At 72.7% G+C, this 25,319-nt stretch carries 23 protein-coding genes; 9 read left to right on the top strand and 14 right to left on the bottom strand.

The window, feature by feature from the left end:
* Positions 1 to 20 precede the first annotated feature (20 nt).
* From ACQPZK_RS14940 to ACQPZK_RS14920, 5 genes are all read right to left on the bottom strand, one after another.
* A complete protein-coding gene (locus ACQPZK_RS14940; RefSeq protein ID WP_433538871.1) occupies positions 21 to 425 on the bottom strand; it encodes a DoxX family protein in 405 nt (134 codons plus the stop codon).
* A 118-nt stretch (positions 426 to 543) separates the two neighbouring features.
* A complete protein-coding gene (gene lon, locus ACQPZK_RS14935; protein WP_433538870.1) occupies positions 544 to 2,874 on the bottom strand; it encodes an endopeptidase La in 2,331 nt (776 codons plus the stop codon).
* 38 nt (positions 2,875 to 2,912) lie between these two features.
* Positions 2,913 to 3,194, bottom strand: a complete 282-nt coding sequence (locus ACQPZK_RS14930) for a hypothetical protein (protein WP_433538869.1) — start codon at positions 3,192 to 3,194, stop codon at positions 2,913 to 2,915.
* Positions 3,195 to 3,270: 76 nt separating this feature from the next.
* Entirely contained in the window at positions 3,271 to 4,113 is an 843-nt protein-coding gene (locus ACQPZK_RS14925) for a manganese catalase family protein (protein ID WP_433538868.1), read from the bottom strand.
* A gap of 85 nt (positions 4,114 to 4,198) precedes the next feature.
* On the bottom strand, positions 4,199 to 4,930 hold the full coding sequence (locus tag ACQPZK_RS14920) for a sensor histidine kinase (RefSeq protein ID WP_433538867.1): 732 nt from the start codon (positions 4,928 to 4,930) through the stop codon (positions 4,199 to 4,201).
* A 98-nt stretch (positions 4,931 to 5,028) separates the two neighbouring features.
* Here ACQPZK_RS14920 and ACQPZK_RS14915 point away from each other — a divergent pair, with 98 nt between their 5' ends.
* On the top strand, positions 5,029 to 5,637 hold the full coding sequence (locus ACQPZK_RS14915) for a response regulator transcription factor (RefSeq protein WP_433538866.1): 609 nt from the start codon (positions 5,029 to 5,031) through the stop codon (positions 5,635 to 5,637).
* A 154-nt stretch (positions 5,638 to 5,791) separates the two neighbouring features.
* Positions 5,792 to 6,139 (top strand): histone-like nucleoid-structuring protein Lsr2, encoded by a 348-nt coding sequence (locus tag ACQPZK_RS14910; protein WP_355247584.1) that lies wholly within the window; start codon positions 5,792 to 5,794, stop codon positions 6,137 to 6,139.
* A 101-nt stretch (positions 6,140 to 6,240) separates the two neighbouring features.
* Here ACQPZK_RS14910 and ACQPZK_RS14905 read toward each other — a convergent pair whose 3' ends face one another.
* Positions 6,241 to 7,542, bottom strand: coding sequence for a hypothetical protein (locus ACQPZK_RS14905; RefSeq protein WP_433538865.1), 1,302 nt, complete (start codon positions 7,540 to 7,542; stop codon positions 6,241 to 6,243).
* A gap of 289 nt (positions 7,543 to 7,831) precedes the next feature.
* The gene (locus ACQPZK_RS14900; protein ID WP_433538864.1) at positions 7,832 to 8,698 is read right to left on the bottom strand and encodes a hypothetical protein; all 867 of its coding nucleotides are present in this window, start codon (positions 8,696 to 8,698) and stop codon (positions 7,832 to 7,834) included.
* A gap of 193 nt (positions 8,699 to 8,891) precedes the next feature.
* Between ACQPZK_RS14900 and ACQPZK_RS14895 the strand changes: the two genes are divergently transcribed.
* Both ACQPZK_RS14895 and ACQPZK_RS14890 read left to right on the top strand, forming a co-directional pair.
* Positions 8,892 to 9,941 (top strand): Asp23/Gls24 family envelope stress response protein, encoded by a 1,050-nt coding sequence (locus ACQPZK_RS14895; RefSeq protein WP_433538863.1) that lies wholly within the window; start codon positions 8,892 to 8,894, stop codon positions 9,939 to 9,941.
* Positions 9,938 to 10,498, top strand: coding sequence for a hypothetical protein (locus tag ACQPZK_RS14890; RefSeq protein WP_433538862.1), 561 nt, complete (start codon positions 9,938 to 9,940; stop codon positions 10,496 to 10,498). Before ACQPZK_RS14895 ends, ACQPZK_RS14890 begins: the two co-directional genes overlap by 4 nt.
* An 18-nt stretch (positions 10,499 to 10,516) precedes the next feature.
* On the opposite strand, the gene ACQPZK_RS14885 is transcribed toward ACQPZK_RS14890, so the two are convergent.
* Positions 10,517 to 11,470 (bottom strand): TerC family protein, encoded by a 954-nt coding sequence (locus ACQPZK_RS14885; RefSeq protein WP_433538861.1) that lies wholly within the window; start codon positions 11,468 to 11,470, stop codon positions 10,517 to 10,519.
* Positions 11,471 to 11,708: 238 nt separating this feature from the next.
* On the opposite strand from ACQPZK_RS14885, the gene ACQPZK_RS14880 reads away from it, so the two are divergent.
* Entirely contained in the window at positions 11,709 to 12,266 is a 558-nt protein-coding gene (locus ACQPZK_RS14880; RefSeq protein WP_433538860.1) for a hypothetical protein, read from the top strand.
* 146 nt (positions 12,267 to 12,412) lie between these two features.
* Positions 12,413 to 12,805 carry an FKBP-type peptidyl-prolyl cis-trans isomerase gene (locus tag ACQPZK_RS14875; protein ID WP_130400969.1) on the top strand — a complete coding sequence of 131 codons (393 nt, stop codon included), beginning with the start codon at positions 12,413 to 12,415 and terminating at the stop codon, positions 12,803 to 12,805.
* Between the two features lie 113 nt (positions 12,806 to 12,918).
* Here the strand turns inward: ACQPZK_RS14875 and ACQPZK_RS14870 are convergent, their stop codons facing one another.
* Entirely contained in the window at positions 12,919 to 13,347 is a 429-nt protein-coding gene (locus ACQPZK_RS14870) for an STAS domain-containing protein (RefSeq protein WP_433538859.1), read from the bottom strand.
* A gap of 190 nt (positions 13,348 to 13,537) precedes the next feature.
* Between ACQPZK_RS14870 and ACQPZK_RS14865 the strand changes: the two genes are divergently transcribed.
* On the top strand, positions 13,538 to 14,554 hold the full coding sequence (locus ACQPZK_RS14865; RefSeq protein ID WP_433538858.1) for an SMP-30/gluconolactonase/LRE family protein: 1,017 nt from the start codon (positions 13,538 to 13,540) through the stop codon (positions 14,552 to 14,554).
* A 96-nt stretch (positions 14,555 to 14,650) separates the two neighbouring features.
* Here the strand turns inward: ACQPZK_RS14865 and ACQPZK_RS14860 are convergent, their stop codons facing one another.
* Positions 14,651 to 15,919: an Ig-like domain-containing protein gene (locus ACQPZK_RS14860; protein WP_433538857.1), complete on the bottom strand. Its 1,269-nt coding sequence runs from the start codon at positions 15,917 to 15,919 to the stop codon at positions 14,651 to 14,653.
* A gap of 765 nt (positions 15,920 to 16,684) precedes the next feature.
* Here ACQPZK_RS14860 and ACQPZK_RS14855 point away from each other — a divergent pair.
* Entirely contained in the window at positions 16,685 to 17,659 is a 975-nt protein-coding gene (locus ACQPZK_RS14855; RefSeq protein ID WP_433538856.1) for a sugar phosphate isomerase/epimerase family protein, read from the top strand.
* 20 nt (positions 17,660 to 17,679) lie between these two features.
* Complete coding sequence (locus ACQPZK_RS14850; protein WP_433538855.1) at positions 17,680 to 19,779, top strand: PQQ-dependent sugar dehydrogenase; 2,100 nt, start codon at positions 17,680 to 17,682, stop codon at positions 19,777 to 19,779.
* Between the two features lie 74 nt (positions 19,780 to 19,853).
* Here ACQPZK_RS14850 and ACQPZK_RS14845 read toward each other — a convergent pair whose 3' ends face one another.
* The 4 genes from ACQPZK_RS14845 to pdhA all read right to left on the bottom strand — a co-directional run bounded on the left by ACQPZK_RS14845 (position 19,854) and on the right by pdhA (position 25,239).
* Positions 19,854 to 21,533 carry a right-handed parallel beta-helix repeat-containing protein gene (locus tag ACQPZK_RS14845; RefSeq protein WP_433539216.1) on the bottom strand — a complete coding sequence of 560 codons (1,680 nt, stop codon included), beginning with the start codon at positions 21,531 to 21,533 and terminating at the stop codon, positions 19,854 to 19,856.
* Positions 21,534 to 21,659: 126 nt separating this feature from the next.
* Entirely contained in the window at positions 21,660 to 23,087 is a 1,428-nt protein-coding gene (locus tag ACQPZK_RS14840) for a dihydrolipoamide acetyltransferase family protein (protein ID WP_433539215.1), read from the bottom strand.
* Positions 23,072 to 24,076: an alpha-ketoacid dehydrogenase subunit beta gene (locus tag ACQPZK_RS14835; RefSeq protein ID WP_433539214.1), complete on the bottom strand. Its 1,005-nt coding sequence runs from the start codon at positions 24,074 to 24,076 to the stop codon at positions 23,072 to 23,074. The genes ACQPZK_RS14840 and ACQPZK_RS14835 overlap by 16 nt, the downstream gene beginning before the upstream one ends.
* Entirely contained in the window at positions 24,073 to 25,239 is a 1,167-nt protein-coding gene (gene pdhA, locus ACQPZK_RS14830) for a pyruvate dehydrogenase (acetyl-transferring) E1 component subunit alpha (RefSeq protein ID WP_433538854.1), read from the bottom strand. The genes ACQPZK_RS14835 and pdhA overlap by 4 nt, the downstream gene beginning before the upstream one ends.
* Between the last annotated feature and the right edge of the window lie 80 nt (positions 25,240 to 25,319).

The raw sequence follows: 25,319 nt of genomic DNA, 5'->3' as shown, positions 1-25,319 counted from the left end.
TCAGCAGCCGATCGGGGGCCTCAGAAGGAGTACGGGCCGAAGCGTCCCCACGCCACCACGGCGGCGAGGACGAGCAGCACCGCGCAGGTGATCGCGCCCTGGATCTCCCGTTGACGCTCGGCCGCCGTCTCGCGCTTCTTCCGGTCGCGCAGGTGCACGAGGATGCCGCCGATCATGACGATGACCAGCCCGACGGCTGCCAGCGGCGTGAGGACGGTGGCGATGCCGGTGAGCGCGGGCAGCACGAGCCCGAGGGCGGCCGCCACCTCGACCGCGCCGAGGGCCTTGACCTGCGACGGCGGGACCGGGTCCACCCACCGCATCACATCGCGCAGCTTGTCCTTGGGTTGGGCCAGTTTCGCGAGGCCGGCGCCGGCGAAGACGGCGGCGAGCAGGATCTGGAGGATCCAGAGCACCAGGTTCACGGGGTTACCTCCGGGGGACCGCCTCGCGGCGAAGGTGATGAGGAGCGTCAGGCGAGACAGTACGGACGCCGATGACCCCCGCCGTCACAGGGACGGCGGGGGTCATCGATATGGAGCGTCAGACCGTGAAGAGCGCCGGTCCGTCCAGCGCCTCGACCTCGGCCGGGCGCAGCGCCAGGGCGAGCACGTCGGCCACGTCGGCCAGGGTGTGCACGGTCAGCGCCTCGCGCACCTCGGTCGGCAGGTCGTCCAGGTCCGGCTCGTTGCGCGCCGGGATGATCACCTCGGTGAGGCCGGCCCGGTGCGCGGCGAGCAGCTTCTGCTTCACCCCGCCGATCGGCAGCACCCGACCGGAGAGGGTCACCTCACCGGTCATCCCGAACTCGGGGCGGACCGGGCGGCCGGTGACCAGCGACGCCAGGGCCGTCACCATCGTGATGCCGGCGCTCGGGCCGTCCTTGGGCACCGCGCCGGCCGGGAAGTGGACGTGGATCCGCCGTCCGGCCAGGGCGTTCGGGTCGATGCCGAGCCGTCGCCCGTTGGAGCGCAGGTACGACAGGGCGATCTGCGCCGACTCCTTCATCACGTCGCCGAGCTGGCCGGTCAGGGTCAGCCCCGGCTCACCTTCCATGCTCGTCGCCTCGATGAAGAGGACGTCGCCGCCGGCGCCGGTCACCGCGAGCCCGGTGGCGACACCGGGAACCGCCGTACGCTCGGCCGACTCCGGGGTGAACTTCGGCCGCCCCAGGTAGCCGCTCAGGTTGTCGGTGTCGACGCGTACCGGCGACGGGTCGGTCGCCAGCGTCACCGTCACCTTGCGCAGGATCTTGGCCAGGGCCCGTTCGAGCTGCCGCACACCGGCCTCGCGGGTGTACTCCCCCGCGATCAGCGCGAGCGCCTCGTCGGCGACGGTCACCTCGTCGGCGGTCAACCCGGCCCGCTCCCGCTGCCGGGGCAGCAGGTGGTCACGGGCGATGGAGACCTTCTCGTCCTCGGTGTACCCGTCCAGCATGACCAGCTCCATCCGGTCCAGCAGCGGGCCGGGGATGGACTCCACCACGTTGGCGGTGGCGAGGAAGAGCACGTCGGACAGGTCGAGGTCGACCTCCAGGTAGTGGTCCCGGAAGGTGTGGTTCTGCGCCGGGTCGAGCACCTCCAGCAGGGCGGCGGCCGGGTCACCGGCGTAGCCGGCGGCCAGCTTGTCCACCTCGTCGAGGAGCACGACCGGGTTCATCGAGCCGGCCTCGCGCAGGGCGCGGACGATCCGGCCGGGCAGCGCGCCCACGTAGGTGCGCCGGTGACCGCGGATCTCCGCCTCGTCGCGGACGCCGCCGAGCGACACCCGGACGAAGTTGCGCCCGAGCGCCCGGGCGACGGACTCGCCGAGGCTGGTCTTGCCGACCCCGGGAGGGCCGGCGAGGGCGAGCACCGCGCCGGAGCCGCGCCCGCCGACCACGCCGAGGTTGCGCTCGGCACGGCGGTTGCGTACGGCCAGGTACTCCAGGATGCGGTCCTTCACGTCGGACAGACCGGCGTGGTCGGCGTCGAGCACCGCCCGGGCCGCGGCCAGGTCGGTGTTGTCCTCGGTACGCGTGCTCCACGGCATCTCGAGCACGGTGTCCAGCCAGGTACGGATCCAGCCCGCCTCCGGGGAGGCGTCACTGGCCCGCTCGAGCTTGCCGACCTCGCGCAGGGCCGCCTCGCGGACCTTCTCCGGCAGCTCGGCGCTCTCCACCCGGGAGCGGTAGTCGGCGGAGCCGTCCGGCTCGTCCTCGCCCAGCTCCTTGCGGATCGCGGCGAGCTGCTGGCGCAGCAGGAACTCCCGCTGCGACTTCTCCAGGCCCTCGCGGACGTCGCTGTTGATCTGCTCGGTGACCTCCTGCTCGGCCAGGTAGTCCTTCACCCAGCCGACCAGCAGCTCCAGCCGGGCGGTGACGTCCGGCGCGGCGAGCAGTTCGGTCTTCTGCTCCAGGGTCAACCAGGGCGCGTAGCCGGCCGAGTCGGCCAGCTCGGAGAGGTCGGTCATCCGCTCCACGGCGTCGATGACCTGCCAGGCGCCCCGCTGCTGAAGCACGGAGGTCACCAGGGCGCGGTACTCGCGGGCGAGTTCCCGGGCGCGGCCGGCGGGAGCGGGTTCGTCGAGTTCGGTCGCCTCGACCCAGAGCGCCGCGCCGGGACCGGGCACGCCGGAGCCGATGCGCGCGCGGGACAGGCCACGGACGACGGCGGCGGGCTCACCATCGGGGAGCCGGCCGACCTTCTCGATGGTGGCGACCACGCCGATCGGGCCGTACTCGCCGTCGATACGCGGGACGGCCAGCAGTTTGCGGTCGCCGGTTGCCCGCGCCGCGTCGATGGCGGCCTGGGTGGTCGGGTCGAGGGTCACCGGGATGACCATGCCGGGCAGGAGCACGGCGTCGGTCAGGGGCAGTACCGGAAGAGTTGCCATCGAACACCTGCTATCGCGTTGAGTTGAGCGTGTCTCACTCAAGTAACAAAGCGTTCCCCTTGTTCCGGTGTGTGACCCAGACCACTTTCCCGAGCCCGGTGGCGCGCCGGGAGCAGCAGCTCCCGGACCGCCCGGCCGCCCCCGGCCAGTGCCACGGCGACCGGGATGGCCAGGCTGGTCAGCGCCAGCGCGAGGACCACCCGGGCGGGCAGCCCGACCCCCACGGCGAGCGCGGTCAGCACCGTGCAGACGACCAGCTTCACCCGGGTACGCGACAGCGGGACCGCCGCCGACTCGCGGGCGGGCGCGACGACAGACATTCGGCTCTCCTCGTCTTCTGGGTGGGCCGACCGCGCGGGACGGGCGGCCCGTCGCCGGTCGACCTCTTGGCGGTGTTCAGGACCCGGCCACGTCGCCCGGATTGGTGCCGTACAGCCGCGGGTCACCGGGCGGCAGCACCGGCTCCGGGGCGTTCGCGCGCGGGTTTTCGTCGTACCGGAACTCGCCCTTGCCGTCCGGCGCGGGCCCGGACGCCCACCGCCCCTGCGCGGCGTCGGTGCCCGAGGAGAAGCCCAGGTGGGTGTAGCCAAACTCGTCGGTGAACTCCTCCGAGTCGGGGAAGGCCTCCGGCACCGGCATGTCCTCCAGGCCGTCCTCCTTGAGCTGCTCGATGGCCGCCAGCCACATGTTCTGGTGCATGGTGTCGCGGGCCAGCAGGAAGCGAAGCATCTGCTTGACCCCGGGGTCGTCGGTCATGTTGAACAGCCGGGCGACCTGCAACCGGCCCTGCGCCTCGGCGGTGACGTTGAGCTGGAAGTCGGCCAGGAGGTTGCCGCTCGCGGTGAGGTACGAGCCGTTCCAGGGGACCCCGCTGGCATCGACGGGCAGCGCCCCGCCCCCGCCGTGGATGAGGTGCGCCGGGTTCGATCCGGCGTACACCGCGCCGCCCCCGGGGTTGTCCGCGACGGCCTCCGACAGCGCCAGCGGCGCGTTGTCCAGCAACCGGCTGATCATCGTGACGATCATCTCGACGTGGCCGATCTCCTCGGTGCCGACGTCGAGCAGCAGGTCCTTGTACTTACCGGGGAGTCGGCAGTTCCAGCCCTGGAAGAGGTACTGGTTGGCGACGGTCATCTCGCCCCACTTGCCACCCAGCACCTCCTGCAGACGACGGGCGAACGCGGCGTCCGGTGCGTCCGGCTTCGCCTCGAACTGCAGGTCCTTGACGTGGCTGAACATGCGACCTCCTCGGTGCCGGGATGCTGGCGCCAAGGGCAATTCCCGCCGCCCTGACCCGGCCGGGCCAACCCGTGTCCCGCACGGGTCAGGGCAGCGCACGGACCGCCGGCAGCAACACCTCCAGCGCCACGCCCCGCGGGCGCAACCGGTGCGCCCGCAGCGCTCCCCCGTCGGCGGCCACCAGACGCCGCACGATCCACAGCCCCAACCCGGACATCCCGACCACCGGCGCCGGACGGCGCAGCGCCGCCAGCAGCCCTTCGTCCACCCGCCCCTCGTCGGTGACCACGATGCTCAGGCCGGGGCCACGCAGCGCGGCGTAGAGCCCGACGTGCCCGGTGGCCGGCCCGTGCCGGAGCGCGTTCTCCACGAGGTTCACCAGCACCTGCCGGGTGCGACCGGCCGGCACCGGCCAGGAGGCCGCCCGTCGGGTGGCACGCACCCGACGACGCCCCGCCGGCACGAGCGCGGCCGCCTCACGCAGGAGGCCCGCCAGGGGCACGGTCGCCTCCGGTCGGCCCGTCGGCGTCAGCGCGCCGGCACCGGCCGTCGCGTCACGCAGCAGGCCCTGCAGGTGCACGGCCTGGTCGCGGGCCAGCGCGCTGACCGCCCGCCGGTCCGCGCCGGTCAGCGGCCGGTGGTCATCGGCCAGCGCCCGGGTGAGCGAGGTCAGTGCGGTGACCGGGGTACGGAACTCGTGACACAGCACCCGCAGCAGCAGGTCCGCGTCGACAGCCGGGGACGGCGGGACGCCCGATCCGGGTCCGGCGCGGCGCAATCCTCGCAACAGGCCCTGCCACCCCTGGCGTGCGCGCATCCATCCGACTCCCCCCGATCGGTGCGTACCCGCATGATCGGTACCCGCTGGGGAACGGGCCAGACATGCCGGACGTCCCCAACCTCAGACTCGCTGTCGTGGACGATCACCCCCTGTTCGTCCGTGGCCTGGAGCTGTTGCTTCCGGTGACCACCGACGGACGCGCCGAGGTGGTCGGCTCGACCGGGGACGCCGCCGCGGCGGCCGGAATGATCAGCCGTTGCCATCCCGACCTCGCGCTGGTGGACCTGCACATGCCACCACCCGGCGGCGTCCGGGCGGTGGCCGCCATCCGGCGGACCACGCCCCGCGTACGGGTGGTCGCGATGTCCGGTTCGACCGACCCGGCACCCGCCCTGGAAGCCCTGCGGGCCGGCGCGGAGGGGTTCCTGCCGAAGACCAGCGAGCCGGAGGAACTGCTACCCCCGCTGCTGGCCATCCTCGACGGCTGGGCGGTCCTGCCGGCGGAATTGCTGCGCGCCCTGCTCGGCCCGGCCCGGGCGGCGTCCGTTGAACTCGACGCCGAGGAGCGCCGCCTGCTGCGGGCCATCGCCGCCGGGCGCAGCACCGTCGACATCGGTGAGGAACTGCACGTCTCGGAACGGACGGTGAAACGAATGACCGCCTCTCTGCTGCGCAAGCTGCGGGTCTCCAACCGGGCAGAGGCGGCGGCGGTCGCCGGGAACGCCGGTCTCCTCACCGATTGAGACCGCACCGACACCTGCGATTACGGCCGGTTCGCTGTTTTGTGCCCACTCAATCGCGACGCGCCGAAATGAATGGGACGCATATTGTTGCGGATTCCCCGGGTGATAGGTCAGACTTTGGACACATCCCGCCACACACAGGGAGTAATCGGCAATGGCGAGAAAAGTAATCACGGTGCTGACCGACGACCTCGACGGCGGGAAGGCCGATCGGACGGTCGAGTTCAGTCTCGACGGCGTCGCCTACACCATCGACGTCTCGGACGAGAATGCGGGTGTCCTGCGCAAGGCGCTGGACCCATACATCAATGCGGGTCGGCGGATCGGCCGGGGCCCGGCAGAGAACACCCGGACAGTTCGGCGGCCGGGGCGACCCACCGGTGCCGGAATGGACCGCGAGCAGAACCGGGCGATCCGGGAATGGGCCGTCAAGAACGGCTACAAGATTTCCGAGCGGGGCCGGATCCCGGTCGAGGTCGTCGAGGCGTACAAGAGCCGCTGACACGCAGCACGGCGACGGGGTCCCACCGCTTCGGTGGGACCCCGTCGCCGTGTGCGCGGCCGGCCACCCGGGTGCTGTCCGCCCGGGTGGCCGGCCGCCAATCAGTTGACGGTGACGCGAATCGAGTCGAACGCCGGAGTCTGGTTCGCCCGCTCCATCATGGGCAGACGGTGCGAGCCGTCACCGGCCCAGACCGAGCACTGCGCGGTGCCCGACTCCGGCAGACCCGGGATTTGGATGGTCACGTCGTCCGCCTGGGCGCCACCTCGGCCGTCCTCGGTGGCGACGAAGAACGCCGGCACCTCCTGCGGCTCGGGCGGGGCGGTCAGGCTGTCCAGCATCCGGCAGGCGGTGTGGAAGTGACCCCGGACCAGGCCCTGGTCGTTGAGCAGCGAACTCTCCACGTAGTAGCCGCCCTGGCCGGCCGCCAGGAACCGGTCCCGCACCAGGTTCTTGGTGCTGACTCGCAGGGTGAAGGGCTGGTTGCGGCCGACCTGCTGCGGGAACTGGGTGATCAGCAGCGACGGGTTGTTGGCGGCGGCGCCGACCTCACCGAACTCGGTGCTGACACAGCGGTTGCCGAGTTGGAAACCGTTGTGCGGCTCCAACCTGCTCTCGTCACAGTTGTTGGCCAGGACGCCGAGGCCCGCGCCGGGGGCGTTGCCACCGTTGTTTCCACCGTTGTTGTTGCCGCCACCGGTGTTCCCACCGTTGTTGTTGCCACCGCCGGTGTTCCCACCGTTGTTGGTACCGCCGCCGGTGTTCCCACCATTGTTGCCGCCACCGTTGTTGCTGCCGGTCGGCTGCACCTGGCACTGGGCGAGTTGCGCCAGACCCTGCGGGCGGGGTCCGACCCGGTCGATGGCGGTCGTGATGCGGTCCAGCACCGCTTTACGCTTGTCGGCGAGGGGCCGCAGAATCGCGTTGTTGATGAACGCCTGACCCTTGTTGCCCTCGGCGGCGAGGCGGCGGTCGGCCTCGGCGATCTGGCTCTGCAACTGCGCGAGGTTACGGTCGACCTCGGCGCGCGCCCGTTCCGGCACCTGCGGCAGCTTGGACGCGACATCCGGACAGGCGATGGCCGAGCCGGTGCCGACCGTGCCGTCCTTACCGTCCTCGCACTCCGCGACCGACTCCTGACCGTCACCCCAGTGGTTGCGCACCCATCGACCGTTCTGCCACGTACGACTGGTCGAGGTGCCGCTCGGCGCGGTCGAGCCGGGGCTCGGTTCCACGCATTGCCCGGCGGCGGGCCGAGGCTTGTTCGTCCGCCGGTCCTGGGCCGACGAAATCTGGGTGACGGCGACTACTCCACCGAAGACCACCAGCGTGCCGACAACGGCCAGCAGACGCTTGCTCCGCGCGATGCCGGGTGACCGGCGCGCCCGAGTGGACCTGCGCATCGAATTGCTCTCCTTCTCGATCCGGTAGTGGATTCCTGCCCTCGGCGGACCGACGGATGTGAGATGGCACGCCATGACGGCGGCCACCGCGACCTACCCGGTATCGTGTCGATGGCCGACGATGCCCTTTCCGCACCGTCGCCCGCGCCCGGTCGACGCGGTTGGGGAGATCCTCTTCATTCGCGCAGGAGTACGGGACGGCGACGGAGAAGGTTCAACCGGCACACAGAAAAATGCTCCGCACCCGAACGGATCGGGAGCGGAGCGGCGTTCAGCAGGGAAAGTGCGCTCAGTCCGCGCAGAGGTGGTCGAAGGCGAAACCGCCCACCAGCTCGTCGCGGCGGCGGCTCAGCGCGGCGATCTCGGCGGTGAGGTCCGCGCGCGCGAGCAGATCTCGGCTGTCCGAGCGGGCGGCGCGCAGCCGTTCGCCGATCGCGACGGTCGCGAGGTCCTCGGCCAGGCGGGCCGTGTCGACGCCGCAGGAGAAGCGCTGGGCGGTGATGGACACCCGCTCGACGAGGCAGCTGTCCAGGCGCGGCTGGACCCAGCTCCACCCCTGCGCCGGACCCTCGTTCCAGCGCACGTGCAGCCCGCGCACGATCGGGTCGGCGAGCTGCCCGGCCACGTACGCCTCGACGGCCGCCGCCCGCGCCAACGCGCCGAGGTCGTTCACCGGGCCGGTCCGTCCGTCGGGCAGCCGCCCCAGGATGTCGCGGAAGCCCACCGGGGCGGGCTCGTCCCCGGTACCGCCCGCCGCGTAGGCGCGTGCGTCGAGCACGTACTCGACCAGACGCCGGCCGTGCTCGGCGGCCCGCAGCGTCGGTGACCCGATGCGCAGCACGGGCAGGCCGACGGCCGCGCCCACGGCGTCCGTGAGCCGCTCGGCGCGCTGCTCGGCCGACCCGGGCAGCGGGACCGGTCCGATCGTCACGGCGACGACCGGCCGTTGCGTGTCGGGCGCGCAGACCACGAGGTCGAACGCCGTCCGGCTGGCCGAGCCCCACTGGCTGCCGGTGACACCCTGCGGACGTCCCTGCACCAGCTCGCTGAGCCGACGCGGCCCGTACACCCGGTGGCCGGCGCGGCTGAACAGCGCGTCGCGTCCACCATCGGCGGGCAACGCCCGCAGCCAGCCGCGGTCGTCGCTGCTCGTCATCTGCCTGATCCATCCGCCGGTCGGTCGAACCGCGCCGAGTCTAGGCGGTCGATCATCCGGGCCGGTGGCGCGGCCCGTTCCGCCGCGACGGCACCCAATGTGACCTGTATCACACTGGCGTTGCGTTCCAGTCGACCTGTCGGGGTGTATCCAGCGAGGTCGCCCGAAGGCGGATCGGCTGGGAGGTCGGAGCATGTCGCGACAGCTGCGGTTCGGCGCCCTCGCCGCGAGCGGGCCACGTCCCCGCCGACGCGAGGGCGAGCAGCCACGCCGACCCCGGCACCCGCGACCGGCCGGCGAGCCGACCATCCGCCGTCGACCGACCACGGATCGGGCGGGACGACACCACCGGCTTCCCGGGCGACCCACCCGCGCCACGCCGGCCGAGGCCGAACCACCGCGCCGCGACACGGGCTCGGCAGCGGAGGTCGGTCGGAGCGCCGTCGCCGCCGCCGGCCGGGTGCCGGGCGTCCGCGACGTCCGCCCGGTCACCGTCCGCGTGGACGACCGGACCGTGGGCCTCGACCTCGACCTCGTCACCGAGTACGGACACCGCGTGCCCGCCGTCGCCGAGGCGGTCCGGCGCGCGGTCGCCGACCGGGTGTACGCCGACACCGGGCACACCGTCGTCGCGGTGACGATCACGGTGCGGGATCTCGTGGTGCCCGGCTCGGACGAGGCCTCTCCCCGTCCCCCGACCAGGCGGGGAGAGCTGACCATGGCGACCGTCAACCGGGTGGCCTCGCTCCTGCTGGGCGTCGCCCTGCTGGCCGGCGGCGCCCTGCTGGCCGCGCAGGCGCTGCTGGTGACGCTCGAAGTCCCGACGCCGCCGCTCGTCCGCCCCGGCTGGTACGAGGCGCTGACCAGCGCCCGCTGGGCCGATCCGGGCGTCCGGGTGGGGGCCGGCGCTGCCGTCCTGCTGGGCCTCGTCGTGCTGGCCGCTCAACTGCGCCGGTGGACGCCGGTCCGGCTGCGGGTCGACGAACGCGACGGCTGGCACCTGCGCCGACGGTGCGTGGAACGTCGACTGACCGAGGCGGCGGACACCGTGCCGGGCGTACGCCGGACGAGAGTGCGTGTCCGACGCCGCGGTGACCGGTGGCGGCCCCGGTTGCGCGCCACCGGCGACCCCGCGGCCCGCGCCGAGGTCGAGTTCGCCGTGCGTCAGGAGCTGCGCCGGCTCGCCCGGCCACGCGTCGACCGTGTCGAGATCCGACTGCTGCCCTCCCGGGGGCCGGCATGACCGACGCCGCGCACCGTCTGCTGTGGACGATCGTCGCGCTGCTGCTGGTGGCCGGTGGGGCGACCGCGCTGACGATCGGCGCCGGCGCGCCCTCGGACGGCGAGCCCGGTCCGGTCCTGCTCGGCGGCGGCCTGGTCGACGCGTGGCGGCTGGCGACGCCGTGGAGCACCCTGGCCGCCGCGGTGGCCGGGCTGCTGACCGCCGTCGCCGGCCAGCGCCTGCTGCACCGGACGGTACGCCGACCCGACCGGCCCCTGCGCGGCATGCTGAGCCACGCCGGGAACCGTCCCGGGCGCACCCGGCTGGCCGCCGAGGTGCTCGTACGCGCGTTGGAACGCGACCTGGTCCGGGCGGCCGGGGTACGCCGCGCCCGGGTCGTGCTCACCGGCGCGCCACCGCGACCCGACGTGTGGGTCCAGGTGGACCTGACCAGCGACGCCCACGCCGCGCGGGTTCGCGAGCACGTCCACGCCGCCGTGCGCCGGTTCGCCACGACGGCCGGCTGCGCGCCCGCGCACCTCGACGTGACGGCCCGGATCGAGCCGGACCGGCGGTGAGCCGAGCGTCCGTACGGGTCAGCGCGCGGCCCGACGGCCGGCCACGACGCTCGACGAGATGGAGACCGCCAGGGTCAGCACCACCACGGCGAGCGTCAGCCAGACCGGCAGCTTGCCCACCGGCGTCTCGGCGAGGATCAGCTTCACCCCCGCGAACGCGAGCAGCAGCGCCAGTCCGTACCGCAGGTGACCGAAGTGCCGCAGCAGGCCCGCGAGGCAGAAGTAGAGACTGCGCAGCCCGAGGACGGCGAACGCGACGGCCGTCCAGACGAGGAAGGTGTTGGTGGTGATGGCGAGGATCGCCGCCACCGAGTCGACGGCGAAGACCACGTCGGTGGCCTCGATCGCGACCAGCGCCACCAGCAGCAGGGTCGCCACCCGACGCCCGCCGACCCGGGTGGTGAAGCGGTCGCCGTGGTACCTGGCGTCCGTGGGTACGACCCGACGGAACAGCCGGACGGCGAGGACGCGGTCCGGGTCGACGTCCGGTTCCCCGCGTACGGCCAGCCGCCAGCCGGTCCAGATCAGGAACGCGCCGAGCACGAACCCGGCCCAGGCGAGCCGGGCCAGCAACTCGGCCCCGGCGAGGACGAACAACAGGCGAAAGGCGAGCGCGCCGACGACACCCCAGAACAGCACCTTGTGCTGGTAGCCCGACGGCACCCGGAAGTAGCCGAAGAGCAGGGCGAAGACGAAGACGTTGTCCACCGAGAGGGCCTTTTCCAGCAGATAGCCGGAGAAGTACGCGATGGCCGGGTCGCCGCCGAGGGCCCACCAGACGACCAACCCGAAGGCGAGGCCCGCGCCGATCCAGACCGCGCTCCAGAGCAACGCCTCGCGCAGCTGGATCACGTGGTTGTCCCGGTGCGCCAGCACGTCGATCGTCAGCAGCGCGGCGAGCAGCCCGCCGACCGCCGCCCAGGCCCACAGCGGCACCGTGACCGTCGCCTCCGCCACCGGTGCCCCCCGCATCGACCACGGCGGACCGCCCCCGCTGCCCCCGCCGGCCGGCGCTCCCGAGCCTATGCGAGCCGCTCACCCGCCGTCGGCGCTCCGGCCAAGTCGCCACCCCGCCGCGGTGCCACCGGGCCCGGCCGTCAGGGGTCGAAGGTCCCGGGCCGGTGCGGTCCGGTCGGCCCTGCCGCCCCGAGGGCCGACGGCGTCCACTGGAGGTGCCACCGGGAAGCGCGGTGCGAGGCAGAGAAGGGACGTGGACACCATGACCGCGACGATCGACCGGACCACCGCCGGAACCCCCGCTGCGGCGACCGGCACCACCCGGGCGAAGGCCGCCCGGTACGTCCTGGCGGGCATCCGGATGGCGCTCGGCTGGATCTTCCTCTGGGCGTTCCTCGACAAGCTGTTCGGCCTCGGCCACGAGACCGCCTCGAAGAACGCCTGGATCAACGGGGGTAGCCCCACCAGGGGCTTCCTCACCTTCGGGGTCGCCGGCCCGTTCAAGGACCTGTACACCGACATCGCCGGCGCCGCCTGGGCCGACTGGCTGTTCATGGTCGGCCTCGCCGGGATCGGTGTCGCGCTCCTGCTCGGCGTCGGCGTGCGGGTCGCGGCCGTCACCGGCGGGCTGCTGCTGGTCCTCATGTGGACCGCCGTCCTGCCTCCGGAGAACAACCTCTTCATGGACGACCACCTGATCTACGCCGCGGTGCTCGCCGTCCTGGCGCTCGTCGACGCCGGTGCGACCTGGGGCCTCGGAAGGATCTGGGCGAGGCTGCCGATCGTCCGGCAGGCGCCCTGGCTGAAGTGAGGCTTCCGCGTGCCGGGCGTCACCTCCGGGTGACGCCCGGCACCGTCATGCGGGCCGGGTTCGGGGTGTGACGCCATCGGTCATCGGCGATCCGGCAGGATCGACGGTGACCGGAGACATCACCACGACACGGCAGGAGATCCCGCATGAACCAGGCAGCAGGCGCCCGATCGGGCAAGCCCGAGGTGGGTCCGATCGAGGGTGCGCCGCCGGCCGACCTCGTGATCGAGGACATCACTGTCGGCGACGGCCCGCAGGCCGAGCCCGGCCAGTTGGTGAGCGTCCACTACGTCGGCGTGTCGCACTCCACCGGTGGCGAGTTCGACTCGTCCTGGAACCGGGGCGAGGCGTTCGAGTTCCCGCTCGGCGGCGGTCAGGTCATCGCCGGCTGGGACCAGGGCGTGGCCGGGATGCGCGTCGGCGGCCGGCGCCGTCTCACCATCCCGCCGCACCTGGGCTACGGCGACCGTGGCGCGGCCGGCGTCATCAAGCCGGGCGAGACGCTGATCTTCGTCGTCGATCTGCTCGGCGTGCGCTGACCGCGCTGTCGTAGGGGCCGTCCGGCGCGACGCCGGACGGCCCCTACGTGCGTCCGGGTCGAGCTCGGACGACCCCTGCCGAAACCAGGGCCGCGTCAGACCGTCGTGCCGGGTCAGGCCGCCAGCACCAGGTCACCGGGCGCGGCCGGCGGACGGCGGACGGGTGCGACCAGGTCGGCGGACGCCCCACGACGGGCTGCCGCTGCCTCGACCACACGGGCGGGCTCGAGGATCGGCATCACCCGGTGCAGGCCGGTGGCGCGCAGCACACGGGCCACCACCGGCGTCGGATCGACCACGACCAGCTCGCCGCCCCGCGCCCGGACGCGCAGATGCGCGGCCAGCAGAGCCCGTACCCCCGCGGCGGACAGCAGCCGCAGCCCGGACAGCTCGAGCTGGACGACCGGACGCGCCGGCGCGGACCACAGCGCGGACCGGAGCGCGGCCACGGTCGCGATGTCGACCTCACCGGCCACCCGCACCTGGACCATCTGCTCACCCACGCTGACCTGCACGTCGATCCGGTCGCTGCGCTCTTCCATGCCCTGAAATCTAGCCCCCACCACCGACAGTTTCGCCCGTCCGCGGAGTGATTCCGGGTACGTCCAGGGTCATCCCCGAGGGTTCCCCTCATCCGCCCGAAGGTGGAGCTCAGCGGCCTCGGGGTCGGTCGAACGGCCAGGTGGCGCGCCGCACCCGGTGCGCCCCGCATCGGCGGCGGAGAATGAGGCGATGGTGATCCCCCGACCCCGGCCGCCCCGGCTGATCCGGCCCGTCCGTGAAGCGGCCACCGTCCCGCCTCCGCTTCGCGGTGTGTGGGCAGCCACCGACCGCCGCCTCGACGAGGTCGACCTCCTACCGCTTCCCGAGGGCGCCATCGGGCCCGAGGACGTGCTCGTCGACCCGACCGGCCGGGTGGTCAGCGGCGACGAGGACGGCAACCTCTGGTGGTGGCCGGTCGACGCACCGGCCGGCACCCGAGGCCGGCTGCTGGCCCGGACCGGCGGTCGGCCGCTCGGCATCGAGCTGGACCCGTCCGGGGAGGCTCTGGTCGTCTGCGACGCGTACCGGGGGTTGCTACGGGTCACGCCGGACGGCACGGTCCGCGAGCTGACCGGGACGGCGCCGCCCGTGCACCTGGCCAACAACGCGACGGTGGCCCGCGACGGCACCGTCTACTTCACCGACTCGTCGGACCGGTTCCCGGTCTCGCACTGGAAGCGGGACCTGCTGGAGCACCGCCCCAACGGCCGAGTGCTGGCCCACCACCCGGGCAGTGGGCGAACCGAGGTGGTGGTTGAGGGGCTGTACTTCCCGAACGGCATCGCGCTGACGCCCGACGAGTCGGCGTTGATGCTGGTGGAGACCACCACCCACCGGCTGCTCCGCGTCGAGCTGAGCGGCGGGGTGCGGGTCCTCGCGGACCTGCCCGCGTACCCGGACAATCTCTGCGCCGTGGGCGACGGGACGTACTGGATCGCCCTGCCCAGCCCCCGCGTACCCATCGCCGAACGGCTGCTGCCGCACCCGCGGCTGCGCCAGCTCGCCGCGCTGCTGCCCGACGCCGTGCAGCCGCAGCCACGCCGCTACGGGCTGGTCGCGCTGGTCGATGGCGAGGGCACGGTCCGTCGTACGCTGCACGGCCCGGCCGGGCACTACTCGATGATCACCGGGGTACGACAGCACGACGACCAACTCTGGCTGGGCAGCCTCACCGGATCCGGCGTGGCGCGCGTACCCCTGGGGTGACGAGCCGGACCCGCGCGCCGCGCCCCTTCGGCGACGCCTGCCCCCGACGCGAGCGGGCCGGTCCACCGCGAGGGTGGACCGGCCCGAAGGGGTCTGTCAGCGACCACTCACCGACGGCGCCGGGGCCGGCGACCCACCGGCGACCGCGCCCGGGTGCGCCGGGGCGGCCGGCGCGGGCTTGAGCCCCGGCGGCACCGGCAGCGCGCTGCCCCTGACGAACTCGTCCCAGCTCACGTTCCACGCCGTCCAGCCGTTGCCGGGCTGCAACTCGACCTCGGTGCCCTTGACGGTGACCAGGTCACCGACCTGGGTCACGCCCATCAGCCAGTCCGCGGCGGTGGCGGAGACGTTCGCGCAGCCGTGCGAGACGTTCGTGGAGCCCTGATCACCCTCGGACCAGGGTGCCGAGTGGATGAACTCGCCACCCCAGGTGAGCCGCTGGGCGTCGTCGACGTCGACCACGTAGCCGCCGTTCGGCTCACCGCGGGTGTCGAAGGTGGTCCGCTCGTGCTTTTCCATGATCACCATCTTGCCGCTGGAGCTCGGCGTGCTCGGCTTGCCGAGGCTGACCGGGATGCGGCGGACCAGCTTGCCGTCGCGCAGCACCGACATCTGCTTCGTGGCGTTGTCGATCTCCAACGAGACCTGCTTGCCGATCTTCGACGTCGCGGTCCGCTCGGCGTCCCCCATCAACTTCTTCCCGATCGGCAGACCCTGGAGGCCGGCCCGGACACTGATCGTCGTCCCCGGTTTCCAGAAATCAGGTGCCCGGTAGTAGACCTGGCTTCCGTCGTCCAGCCACGACCAGGCGCCCGGCTGCGGCGGATTCGTCTTCACGAACAACCGACGCTGCACATCCGCCCTGGCCTCTTTCGGAATTGCCGGGTCGAACGCCACCGTCACCGGCATGGCAGTACCGTACGTCCGGTTGCCGACGAAATAGAGCGTGCTGGTGACCTGCGGTTTCGTGGACGTGGCCATCGTGGTGAACGTGGTACTCCGCGTGGTCGTCGCGCCCGAGTCGCCGGTCGCCGTCACCTCCGCCGTGTACGTACGGCGAGGTTGCAGCGGCGCGCTCGGCACCCAACCCGAGCCGTCCTCACGCGGCTCCGCCTTGACCTGCGCGCCCTTGTCGTCGGTGAGCCGGACACCGGTGATCCGTCCACCCTTGACCACCGTGCCGACCTCGGCGCTGACCGGGACGTCGCGGGTCTTGTCGCCCGGCGTGACGGTGAGTTCCGGCGGCGCGGCGTGCCCCTTGGCCGGCCCGGCCACCGGGTCCCCGCCGAAGGTGCACGCGCCCAACACGAGCGGTGCGGCCGCGACAGTTACCGCCAACAGCGTCAATCGCCGCCTAGACGTCATGTTCAGTCCCCCCGTTTTCGGCTTCCCTCGGTCACATTCTGGCCGCCTCCACAGGAGCATTCAGGGCATTCGGAAATAATCGCGAGCGCATTTATCGCCGCATTTTCCTCCACTGAGCCCGTTGCCGAGAAAACGCACCACTGCCGGTTGTGGCACGCTCCGCCCACCCGCGAGCCCGCCCGACCCGCAACGTCCGCTCCGACCCCACCGCCACCAGCCCCGCACCTATCACCCCAGATGCACGATTGACACACCAGTCAGGACGGGCTGGGCAGGAGCACCCCGCGCACCCCGCCCCGCCCCGGCCCCCGCCCCCGCCCCCGCCCCCGCCCCCGCCCCCGCCCCCGCCCCCGCCGATCTTGCACTTTCGGTTGTCGATAGGGGCGGAAGTGTCCGGTATGTCGGCGCAGAAAGTGCAAGATCGGCGCGGGATGTGGGGGCGTGGATCTCGGAGTCGCGCACCTGGTGGGCGGACTTTTGTCAGGTGGAGCGAAACTTCTGCTGATCGTGAGGGAGCTTTGCCTTTGTCCGGAGTCAAGGGTAGGGTCGCCTTCCAGATAGAGGGTTGCCCATTCGTCGATCAGCCTGCCTGCCGCCCCTGCCGGGGTCGGCCGCGGTCCGCCCAGAGGGTCACCGACCGCGGATAACGCGTCGTCCACACCGTCCACGCCGGAGCACCTCTCCGGCCGGTTCGTCGCGTCCCGGCACGGGCAGCCGGCTGACCGCTGCCGACGGCACACCATCCGTCAGGAAGGAACCACCACCATGGACAAGCAGGCCAATCGCTCGGAGTCGACACCGACCTCCGAGTCGCTCAGCCGACGGGGGCTGCTGCGCGCCGCGACCGTCTCCGCGGCCGCCGTCGGCGCCGCCGGGATGCTCGCCGGCCCGGCCAGCGCGGCGCCCGCCGGTGACACCGCCGTCGCTGGCGCCTCCCACGGTCGGCGCCGGGTGCCGGTGGACCGGATCAGCATCCAGCTCTACACCCTGCGTGACCAGCTCGCCGCCGACCTTCCGGGCACCCTCACCGCCCTGCGGCGGATCGGCTACCGGCGCGTCGAGCACGCCGGCTTCGTCGGGCGTACGGCCGCGGAGTTCCGCGCCGCCCTCGACGCCGCCGGGTTGCGGGCCACCTCCGGGCACACCGGTATCCCGCAGCCGTTCGACGCCGCCACCTGGGAACGCGCCCTCGCCGACGCGAACATCCTGGGCTGCAAGAAGATCGTGCACCCGTACTTCGGTCGGGACGCCGAGGGCCGCCCGTACCGGGACCCGGCCATCTACCGTGCCCTGGCCCGGGACCTCAACCAGGCCGGCCGGCTCGCCGAGCGCGCCGGACTGGACTTCGGCTACCACAACCACCAGCTGGAGTTCGTGCCGCTGACCGACGGCTCGACCGGCTTCGAGATCCTCACCGGGCAGACCGACCCCCGGCTGGTCCACTTCGAGCTCGACCTCTACTGGACCTGGCGCGGCGCGCACGACCCGGTCGACGTGATCCGGGAGAACCGCGGGCGGATCCGCCAGGTGCACGTCAAGGACCTGGACGTCGAGGGTGGCTTCGCCGACCTCGGCGACGGTGTCATCGACTTCGGCCGCATCTTCGCCCACGAGCGGGAGGCGGGCATCGAGGAGTACATCGTGGAGCGCGACGACGCCGGCACCTCGCCGCGGGTGCCCGCCGACGCCCTCGAGACCGCCCGGGTGGGCTTCGACTACCTCGCCGCGCTGCGGTACTGAGCACCATGAAGGGCTACCGAATGAATCGGACCGCACTCGCGTCCGCCCTGCTGCTGGTGACCGCCGGCCTGGCCGTGCCGACGACGGCGGCGACCGCCGCGCCGGCCCCGCCACCGGACAGCAGCTTCCAGAAGGTGACGCTCAACGACTTTCCCGGCGAGCCGATGAGCCTCGCCGTCCTGCCCGACCTGCGGGTGCTGCACACCTCCCGGACCGGTGAGGTGCGCATCCACGACCCGCGCACCGGGCTCAACACCCTCGCCGCCGACATCGACGTGTACCAGCACGACGAGGAGGGGTTGCAGGGCATCGCCATCGACCCGAACTTCGCCCAGAACAAGTGGGTGTACCTCTACTACTCGCCGCCTCTGGACACCCCGGTGGACGACCCGGCCACGCCGGGCGTCAACGAGGGGGACGCGCCGGAGGTCGGCACCGCGGCGGACTGGCAGCGGTTCAAGGGCGCGCTGCGGCTGTCCCGGTTCAAGCTGGAGGGGATGAAGCTCAACCTCGCCAGCGAGCAGCAGATCATCGACGTGCCGACCGACCGGGGCATCTGCTGCCACGTCGGCGGCCAGATCGACTTCGACAGCAAGGGCAACCTGTACCTGTCGACAGGTGACGACACCAACCCGTTCGCCTCCGACGGGTACGTCCCGATCGACGAGCGGGCCGACCGCAACCCGGCGTACGACGCCCAGCGCACCGCGGCCAACACCAACGACCTGCGCGGCAAGCTCCTGCGCATCAAGGTGAAGGCCGGTGGCGGGTACACGGTCCCGGCCGGCAACCTGTTCAAGCCGGGCACGGAGAAGACCCGACCCGAGATCTACGCGATGGGGTTGCGCAACGCGTTCCGCTTCGCGGTCGACCGGCGTACCGACGACGTGTACGTGGGCGACTACTCCCCCGACGCCTCCACGGCGAACCCGGAGCGCGGGCCCGCCGGGCACGGTCGGTGGATGGTGGTCGACAAGCCGGCGAACTACGGCTGGCCGTACTGCGTGACGCCGACGATCGCGTACCGCGACTACGACTTCGCCACGGGCGAGTCCGGTCCGAAGTTCAACTGCAAGCGCCCGGTGAACGACTCGCCGCACAACACGGGCAAGCGCGTGCTGCCGCCGGTCGAGGCTCCGCAGGTCTGGTACGCGGCCGCCGCCTCGGCCGAGTTCCCGCAGCTCGGCACGGGCGGTATCGCCCCGATGGGTGGTCCGGCGTACGACTATGACGGCACCAGCACGTCGCGGACGCGGTGGCCGGCCTACTACGACGGGGTGCCGCTGTTCTACGAGTGGACCCGGGACTACATCAAGGAGTTCCGCCTCGACTCCGACGGCGATGTCACGGACATCCGGCCGGTGGCGCCGTCGATCGTGGTGGACAACCCGATGGACATGGAGTTCGGCCCGGACGGCGCGCTCTACGTCCTGGAGTACGGTGACGGCTACTTCGCCGAGAACCCGGACGCCCAGCTGTCCCGGATCGACTTCGTCCGGGGCAACCGGACGCCGATCCCGAAGATCAGCGGTACGCCGACCGTCGGCCAGGCCCCGCTGACCGTGGCGTTCTCCAGCGCCGGCACCACCGACCCGGACGGCGACAAGCTGAGCTACGCGTGGGACTTCGACGCGGACGGCTCGGTGGACAGCACCGACCCCAATCCGTCGTGGACGTTCCAGGAGAACGGGTCGTACACGCCGACGCTCAAGGTGACCGACCGCACCGGACGTTCGGCCTCGGCGACCCTGCCGCTGGTGGTCGGGCCGACCGCGCCGGTCGTCGAGTTCGTCGCCCCGGTGGCCGGGCAGCCCTTCCAGTTCGGGCAGACGGTCGCGTACGAAGTGAAGGTCACCGACGACCTTCCGGTGGACTGCTCGCGGGTGAAGGTCACCTACGTGCTCGGCCACGATGAGCACGGGCACCCGCTCTCCACGGCGACCGGCTGCTCCGGGAGCATCCCCACCTTCCTCGACGGCGGGCACAGCGGCGCGGACAACCTGACCGCGGTCTTCGTCGCGGAGTACACCGACGCGCCGACGGAGCCCGGCGTGCCGCCGCAGACCGCCACGGCGACGGTCGTGCTCGATCCCACACCGGTGGCCGGTCTGGCCGGCTGACAGCCCGCGACACCAGCACCAACCCGCACCGACCGCGGCGGCGACCGGCACTCCGGTCGCCGCCGCGCGGCGTTTCATCCCCAGTCGTTGTCGACGTGGTTGTCGCGCCAGCGTCCGCCCACCGGCGGGGTGTCCAGGCGCATCCCGTCCTCGGCGTTCCCGGCCAGGTCGTTGTCCTCGACCCGGCAGTCCACGCAGCTTCCCCGCCCGGTGATCCACAGGCCGTGGGTCTGGGTCGGATCCTCGTGGTTGTCCCAGATCCGGTTACCGCGGATGGTGGCCGAGTCGAACGCGGCGTCGATGGTGATGCCGGCTCGTCGCTCGGGTGCGGCGGACAGCTCGTACCCGCAGCCCGGAGGCGGTATGTCCCCGCTCCACGCGCTGATGCCGTCGGGACGCGCCGGTGCGAGGGTGAGTTCGTCGCCGCTGTTCGCGGCGACCATGGCCACGGCCCGCCCCACCCGCAGGACCTTGCCGCGGTGACCGTCGTGCGGCCAGTTCGCGGACCGGTCCACCACCGATCGTTCGGAGTAGCGGACGGTCTCGCCGCTGCCGCTGGCGGCCTGCGCGTACTGTCGGCCGTTGTTGCGGATCCGGTTGTTGAGCAGCACCGTGTCGGTCATCTGGTGGTCGATCCGGATGGCGTCCAGCCCGTTGCCCCAGAGGTCGTTGCTCTCGATCACGACGTCCCGCACCGTGCCCTGGTAGCCCCGCCCGAGATCGTGCGTGTGATAGCCGTGCCGACCGTTGCCGCTGATCCGGTTGCCCCGGATGGTGTACGGGCCCGGGGTGTTGCCGACGCTGACGCCGTCGCGGATGTTGCCGTCGATGACGCAGTCGGCGACCAGCCCACCGCGCCCGGCCACCCCGGCGGTGCCCGTGGCGGAGATGTCGAAGCCGGCCTCCAGGTTGCCGGTCATCGTGCAGGCGGAGACGATGAGACCGTCGGCGCCCCAGTCGGAGATGCCGAACCGGTTGCCCTGGCTGTGGCAGCCGATGATGCGGTAGCCACGCGGCGGCGGCCAGTAGTCCTTCTGCAGTTCGAGGAAGATGCCGTTGGTGCCGTTGGCGAGGGTGGTGCAGTTGGCGATGGTCAGGCGCTCCACCGGGCCCCACCCGCCGATCCCCACGCCGATCCCGGCGCCGCCGATCTGCTCGCCGTTGTCCAGCCGGCCGCAGCCGACCACGACCACGCCCTCGATGAGCGAATCCTGGAGGAAGTCGCAGCCCAGCCCGGTGGCGGCGGTGTGGTGGATGTAGAGGTTGCGAAAGACGCCGCGCACGACGTACTGCAGGCCGAGGCCCTTGGCGAGATAGTTGTACTCGGCCATCGCGACGCCGGAGCCGTCGATCTGGAAGTCGGCGAAGGTGCAGTCCGCGATGTGGCGGTCCCGGTCGGCGCCGTGCTGCACCGTGGTCCAGAAGGCCAGCGGGGTCGGGTCGGCGCGGTTGCCCTCGTTGCTGAGCATGAACCGGGTCGCCGCCGGGCCGGCGCCGACCAGCGAGACGCCGCTGCGCCACACCGTGCCGGCGTCGCGGATCGAGTAGATGCCCGGCGGGCAGTAGATGACGCGGGCCCGGCCGTCCGAGGCGTACCCCTCACCGAGCCGGTCCACGAGGGCGGCCAGTGCCGGCTGGTCGTTGGTCGCGCCGTCGCCGGTCAGGCCGTACTCCCGGGCGTCGCAGTAGAGCGGCGCGCCGGCCACGGCGGGCCGCCGCACGCGGATCGAGTTGAGCAGCAGCTCGTTACCCATCGCCACGGGTCGGCTCCCTTCGACGCGTCCGGCGGGGCCGACTTCCCGGTGACACGGCCGGGAAACCCCGGGCGCGCGCCGGCCCCGACGCCGCGCGGGCGGCGTCGGGGCCTCAGGGGGTACGCGTCAGACGGCGGCGATCAGCAGCGCCGGGCGCTCCACGCAGTCGGCGACGTGCCGCAGGAAGCCACCGGCCACCCCGCCGTCGCACACCCGGTGGTCGAACGTGAGGCTCAACTGGGTGACCTTGCGGACGGCCAACTGCCCGTCGACCACCCACGGCTTGTCCACGATCCGCCCCACCCCGAGCAGCGCCGCCTCGGGTTGGTTGATGATCGGCGTGGACCCGTCCACCCCGAACACCCCGTAGTTGTTCAGGGTGAAGGTGCCGCCGGTGAGCCGGGCCGGCGCGAGCGTACCGGCCCGGGCCGCGGCGGTGGTCTCCGCCAGCGCGGCGGCCAGTTCGGCGGTGGTGAGCCGCTGGGCGTCCCGCAGCACCGGCACCAGCAGCCCCCGGTCCGTCTGCGCGGCGATCCCGAGGTGCACGCCGGCGGACTGGACGATCCGCTGGCCCTCGGTGTCGACGCGGGCGTTGAGTTGCGGGTACCGGCGCAGGCCGCTGAGGCAGATCCGGGCCAGCAGGGCCAGGATGCTCACGGGGGCGTCGGGCGTCGCCGCGTTGATCGCCGCACGGGTTTCCAGCAGCCCGGTGGCGTCCACGTCGACCCAGATGGTCACCTCGGGGATCTCCCGCCGGCTGCGGGAGAGCTTGTCGGCGATCACCTTGCGCACGCCGGTGAGCGGGACGACGACGTCGCCGTCCCCGGTCGGTGCGAGGGCGACGTGCGGCTCCGGCACGGCGGCGAGCCGGGCGGCGGGCGCGGTGAGCGCGGCCTCCACGTCGGCGCGGCGGATCACGCCCCCGGGCCCGGTGCCCCGCACGGTGGCGAGATCGACGTCGCGTTCACGGGCCAGCCGCCGCACGATCGGCGAGATGACCAGAGGGGCCGTCGACCGCGCCGGCTCGCCGGACGCGGCGTCTGCGGCGGGGGTACGGGCGGCCGTCGAGCCGCCGTCGGACCCGGCAACGCCGGAACGGGAGACGGCGGGCCCAGCGGCGTCGGCCGTGGTGCCGGCGTCGACCGGCTCGGGAGCGAGGGCCAGGCGGGGGCGACGTCGCCGCCGGGTGGCATTGCCGTGGCCGGTGCCGTACCCGATCAGGACGTTGCCGGAGCCGGCCCGCTCCTCCTCGCGGTAGGTGGCGTGCCCGGCGGGCTCGTCGCCGCCGTCCAGCGGCGCGATGGTGATCAACGGCTGGCCGACCGGGCGGACCTCGCCGGCCGCGCCGTGCAGGGTCACGACCCGTCCGGCGTACGGGCAGGGCACGTCGACGACGGCCTTGGCGGTCTCCACCTCGACGACGCTCTGGTCCACCTCGACGACGTCACCGACGGCGACCCGCCACTCGACGATCTCGGCCTCGCTCAGCCCTTCGCCCAGGTCGGGCAGGAGGAAGACCTGCGTACGCTCGACGGTGGTCATGCCGCCGCCCAGCGCGCGTCCGGCTGGTCGTCCCACTGGAGGCGGGCGACCGCGTCGAGGACGCGGTCCACGCCGGGCAGGTGGGTGTGCTCCAGCATCGGGGCCGGGTACGGGATGTCCAGCCCGGCCACCCGCAGCACCGGGGCGTGCAGCGCGTGGAAGCAGCGCTCCTGCACGCGGGCGGCGATCTCCGCGCCGACGCCCGCGAAGCCGGGCGCCTCCTGGATGACCACGCAGCGACCGGTGCGCCGGACCGAGGCGGTGATGGTGGCGTCGTCGAACGGCACGATGGTGCGCACGTCGACGACTTCCAGGTCCCAGCCCTCCTCGCGCGCGGCCTCGGCGGCCTCCAGGGCGACCGGCACGGCCGGTCCGTACGCCACCAGGGTGGCGTCGCGACCGGGCCGGCGCACGACGGCTCGACCGAACGGCTCGGTCCGCGTGGGCAGGGCCGCGTCGGCGCTGGCGAAGTAGAGCTTCTTGGGCTCCATGAAGACCACCGGGTCGGGGTCGTCGATCGCCTCCCGCAGCAGGGAGTACGCGTCGTCGACGGTCGCCGGGGTGACGACCTTGAGGCCGGGGGTGTGCGCGTAGTACGCCTCGGACGAGTCGCAGTGGTGCTCGACCCCGCCGATGCCACCCGCGTACGGCACGCGGATCACGATCGGCACGCTGAGCGCGCCCCGGGTGCGGTTGCGCAGCTTCGCCACGTGCGAGGCGATCTGCTCGAACGCCGGGTACGCGAACGCGTCGAACTGCATCTCGACCACCGGCCGCAGCCCGGACATGGCCAGGCCGACGGCGAAGCCGACGATGCCGGCCTCGGCCAGGGGGGTGTCGAAGCAGCGGTCCTCGCCGAAGCGGGCCTGGAGGCCGTCGGTGATCCGGAAGACGCCGCCGAGTGCGCCGACGTCCTCACCGAAGACGACGACCTTCTCGTCGGCGGCGAGGGCGTCGGCGAGCGCGGTGTTGAGCGCCTTCGCCATGGTGGTGGCCATCAGGCGTCACCCTCCTGGTCGCGTGCGGCGGCCAGCTCGGCGCGGATGAGTTCGCGCTGCTCGACGAGCTGCGGGGTGGGCTCGGCGTAGACGTGGTCGAACAGGCTCAGCGGGTCGACCGTGGGCTGGCTGTTCATCCGGGTCCGCAGGTCCGCCGCGTACGCCTCGGCCTGCTCGGCGATCTCGGCGACGGCCGCGTCGTCGAGCAGCCCGCGGGCGCGCAGGTACGTCTCGAGGCGGGCGACCGGGTCCCGGTCGCGCCAGGCGTCGACCTCGGCGCCGTCGCGGTAGCGGCTGGCGTCGTCGGCGTTGGTGTGCGGCTCCATCCGGTAGGTGTGCGCCTCCACCAGGAACGGCCCGTTGCCGGCGCGGGCGTGCGCGACCGCGCGGTTGAGCACGGCGAGCACGGCGACCGGGTCGTTGCCGTCGACCTGCTCACTGGGCACGCCGTAGCCGACGCCCTTGTACGCCAGCGACGGCGCGGCGGTCTGCCGCGACAGCGGGACGCTGATCGCGTACCTGTTGTTCTGGACGAAGTAGACGACCGGGGCTTTGAACACGGCCGCGAAGTTGACGCCCTCGTGGAAGTCGCCCTCGCTGGTCGCGCCGTCGCCGATGAAGGCCAGCGCCACGGTGTCGCGCCCCTGGTACGCCTCGCCGTGGGCGAGGCCGGCGGCGTGCACGCACTGGGTAGCGAGGGGGGTGCACTGCGGTGCGGTGCGTACCTCGGTCGGGTCGTAGCCGCAGTGCCAGTCGCCGCGCAGCAGGGTGAGCACCTCGACGGGGTCGATGCCCCGGGCAACCAGCGCCATCGATTCGCGGTAGGTGGGGAACACCCAGTCGCTGTCGCGGACGGCGAGCGTGGCGGCCACCTGGCACGCCTCCTGCCCCCGGGACGACGGGTAGACGGCGAGGCGGCCCTGCTTGGTCAGCGCGGTCGCCTGGGTGTCGAACCGACGGCCGAGCACCATCCGGCGGTACAGCTCCCGCAGCGCCTCGACGGGCGGCTCCGGGTAGTCGGTGCGGGCCGGCAGCGGCGTGCCGGTCTCGTCGAGCAGGCGGACCGGGTCGGCGGCCGGCAGCAGCGGACGCGCCGGGTCGGGCGGGGTGACCGTCCGACGGGCGCGCGGGGATGCCCTGCGGACCGCCTGGGGTGTGGTCGTCACGGCGGGACCTCCTGGGACGTGTGGTGAGCCTATGCTTCCGCTTGACGGATGATTGACTCAAGATCCACGAAGAAGGCGGG

The sequence above is a fragment of the Micromonospora sp. CA-249363 genome (assembly GCF_050950185.1).
In the GTDB taxonomy this organism is placed as follows: Bacteria; Actinomycetota; Actinomycetes; order Mycobacteriales; family Micromonosporaceae; genus Micromonospora.
This window is presented reverse-complemented; position numbering and strand designations above follow the sequence as displayed.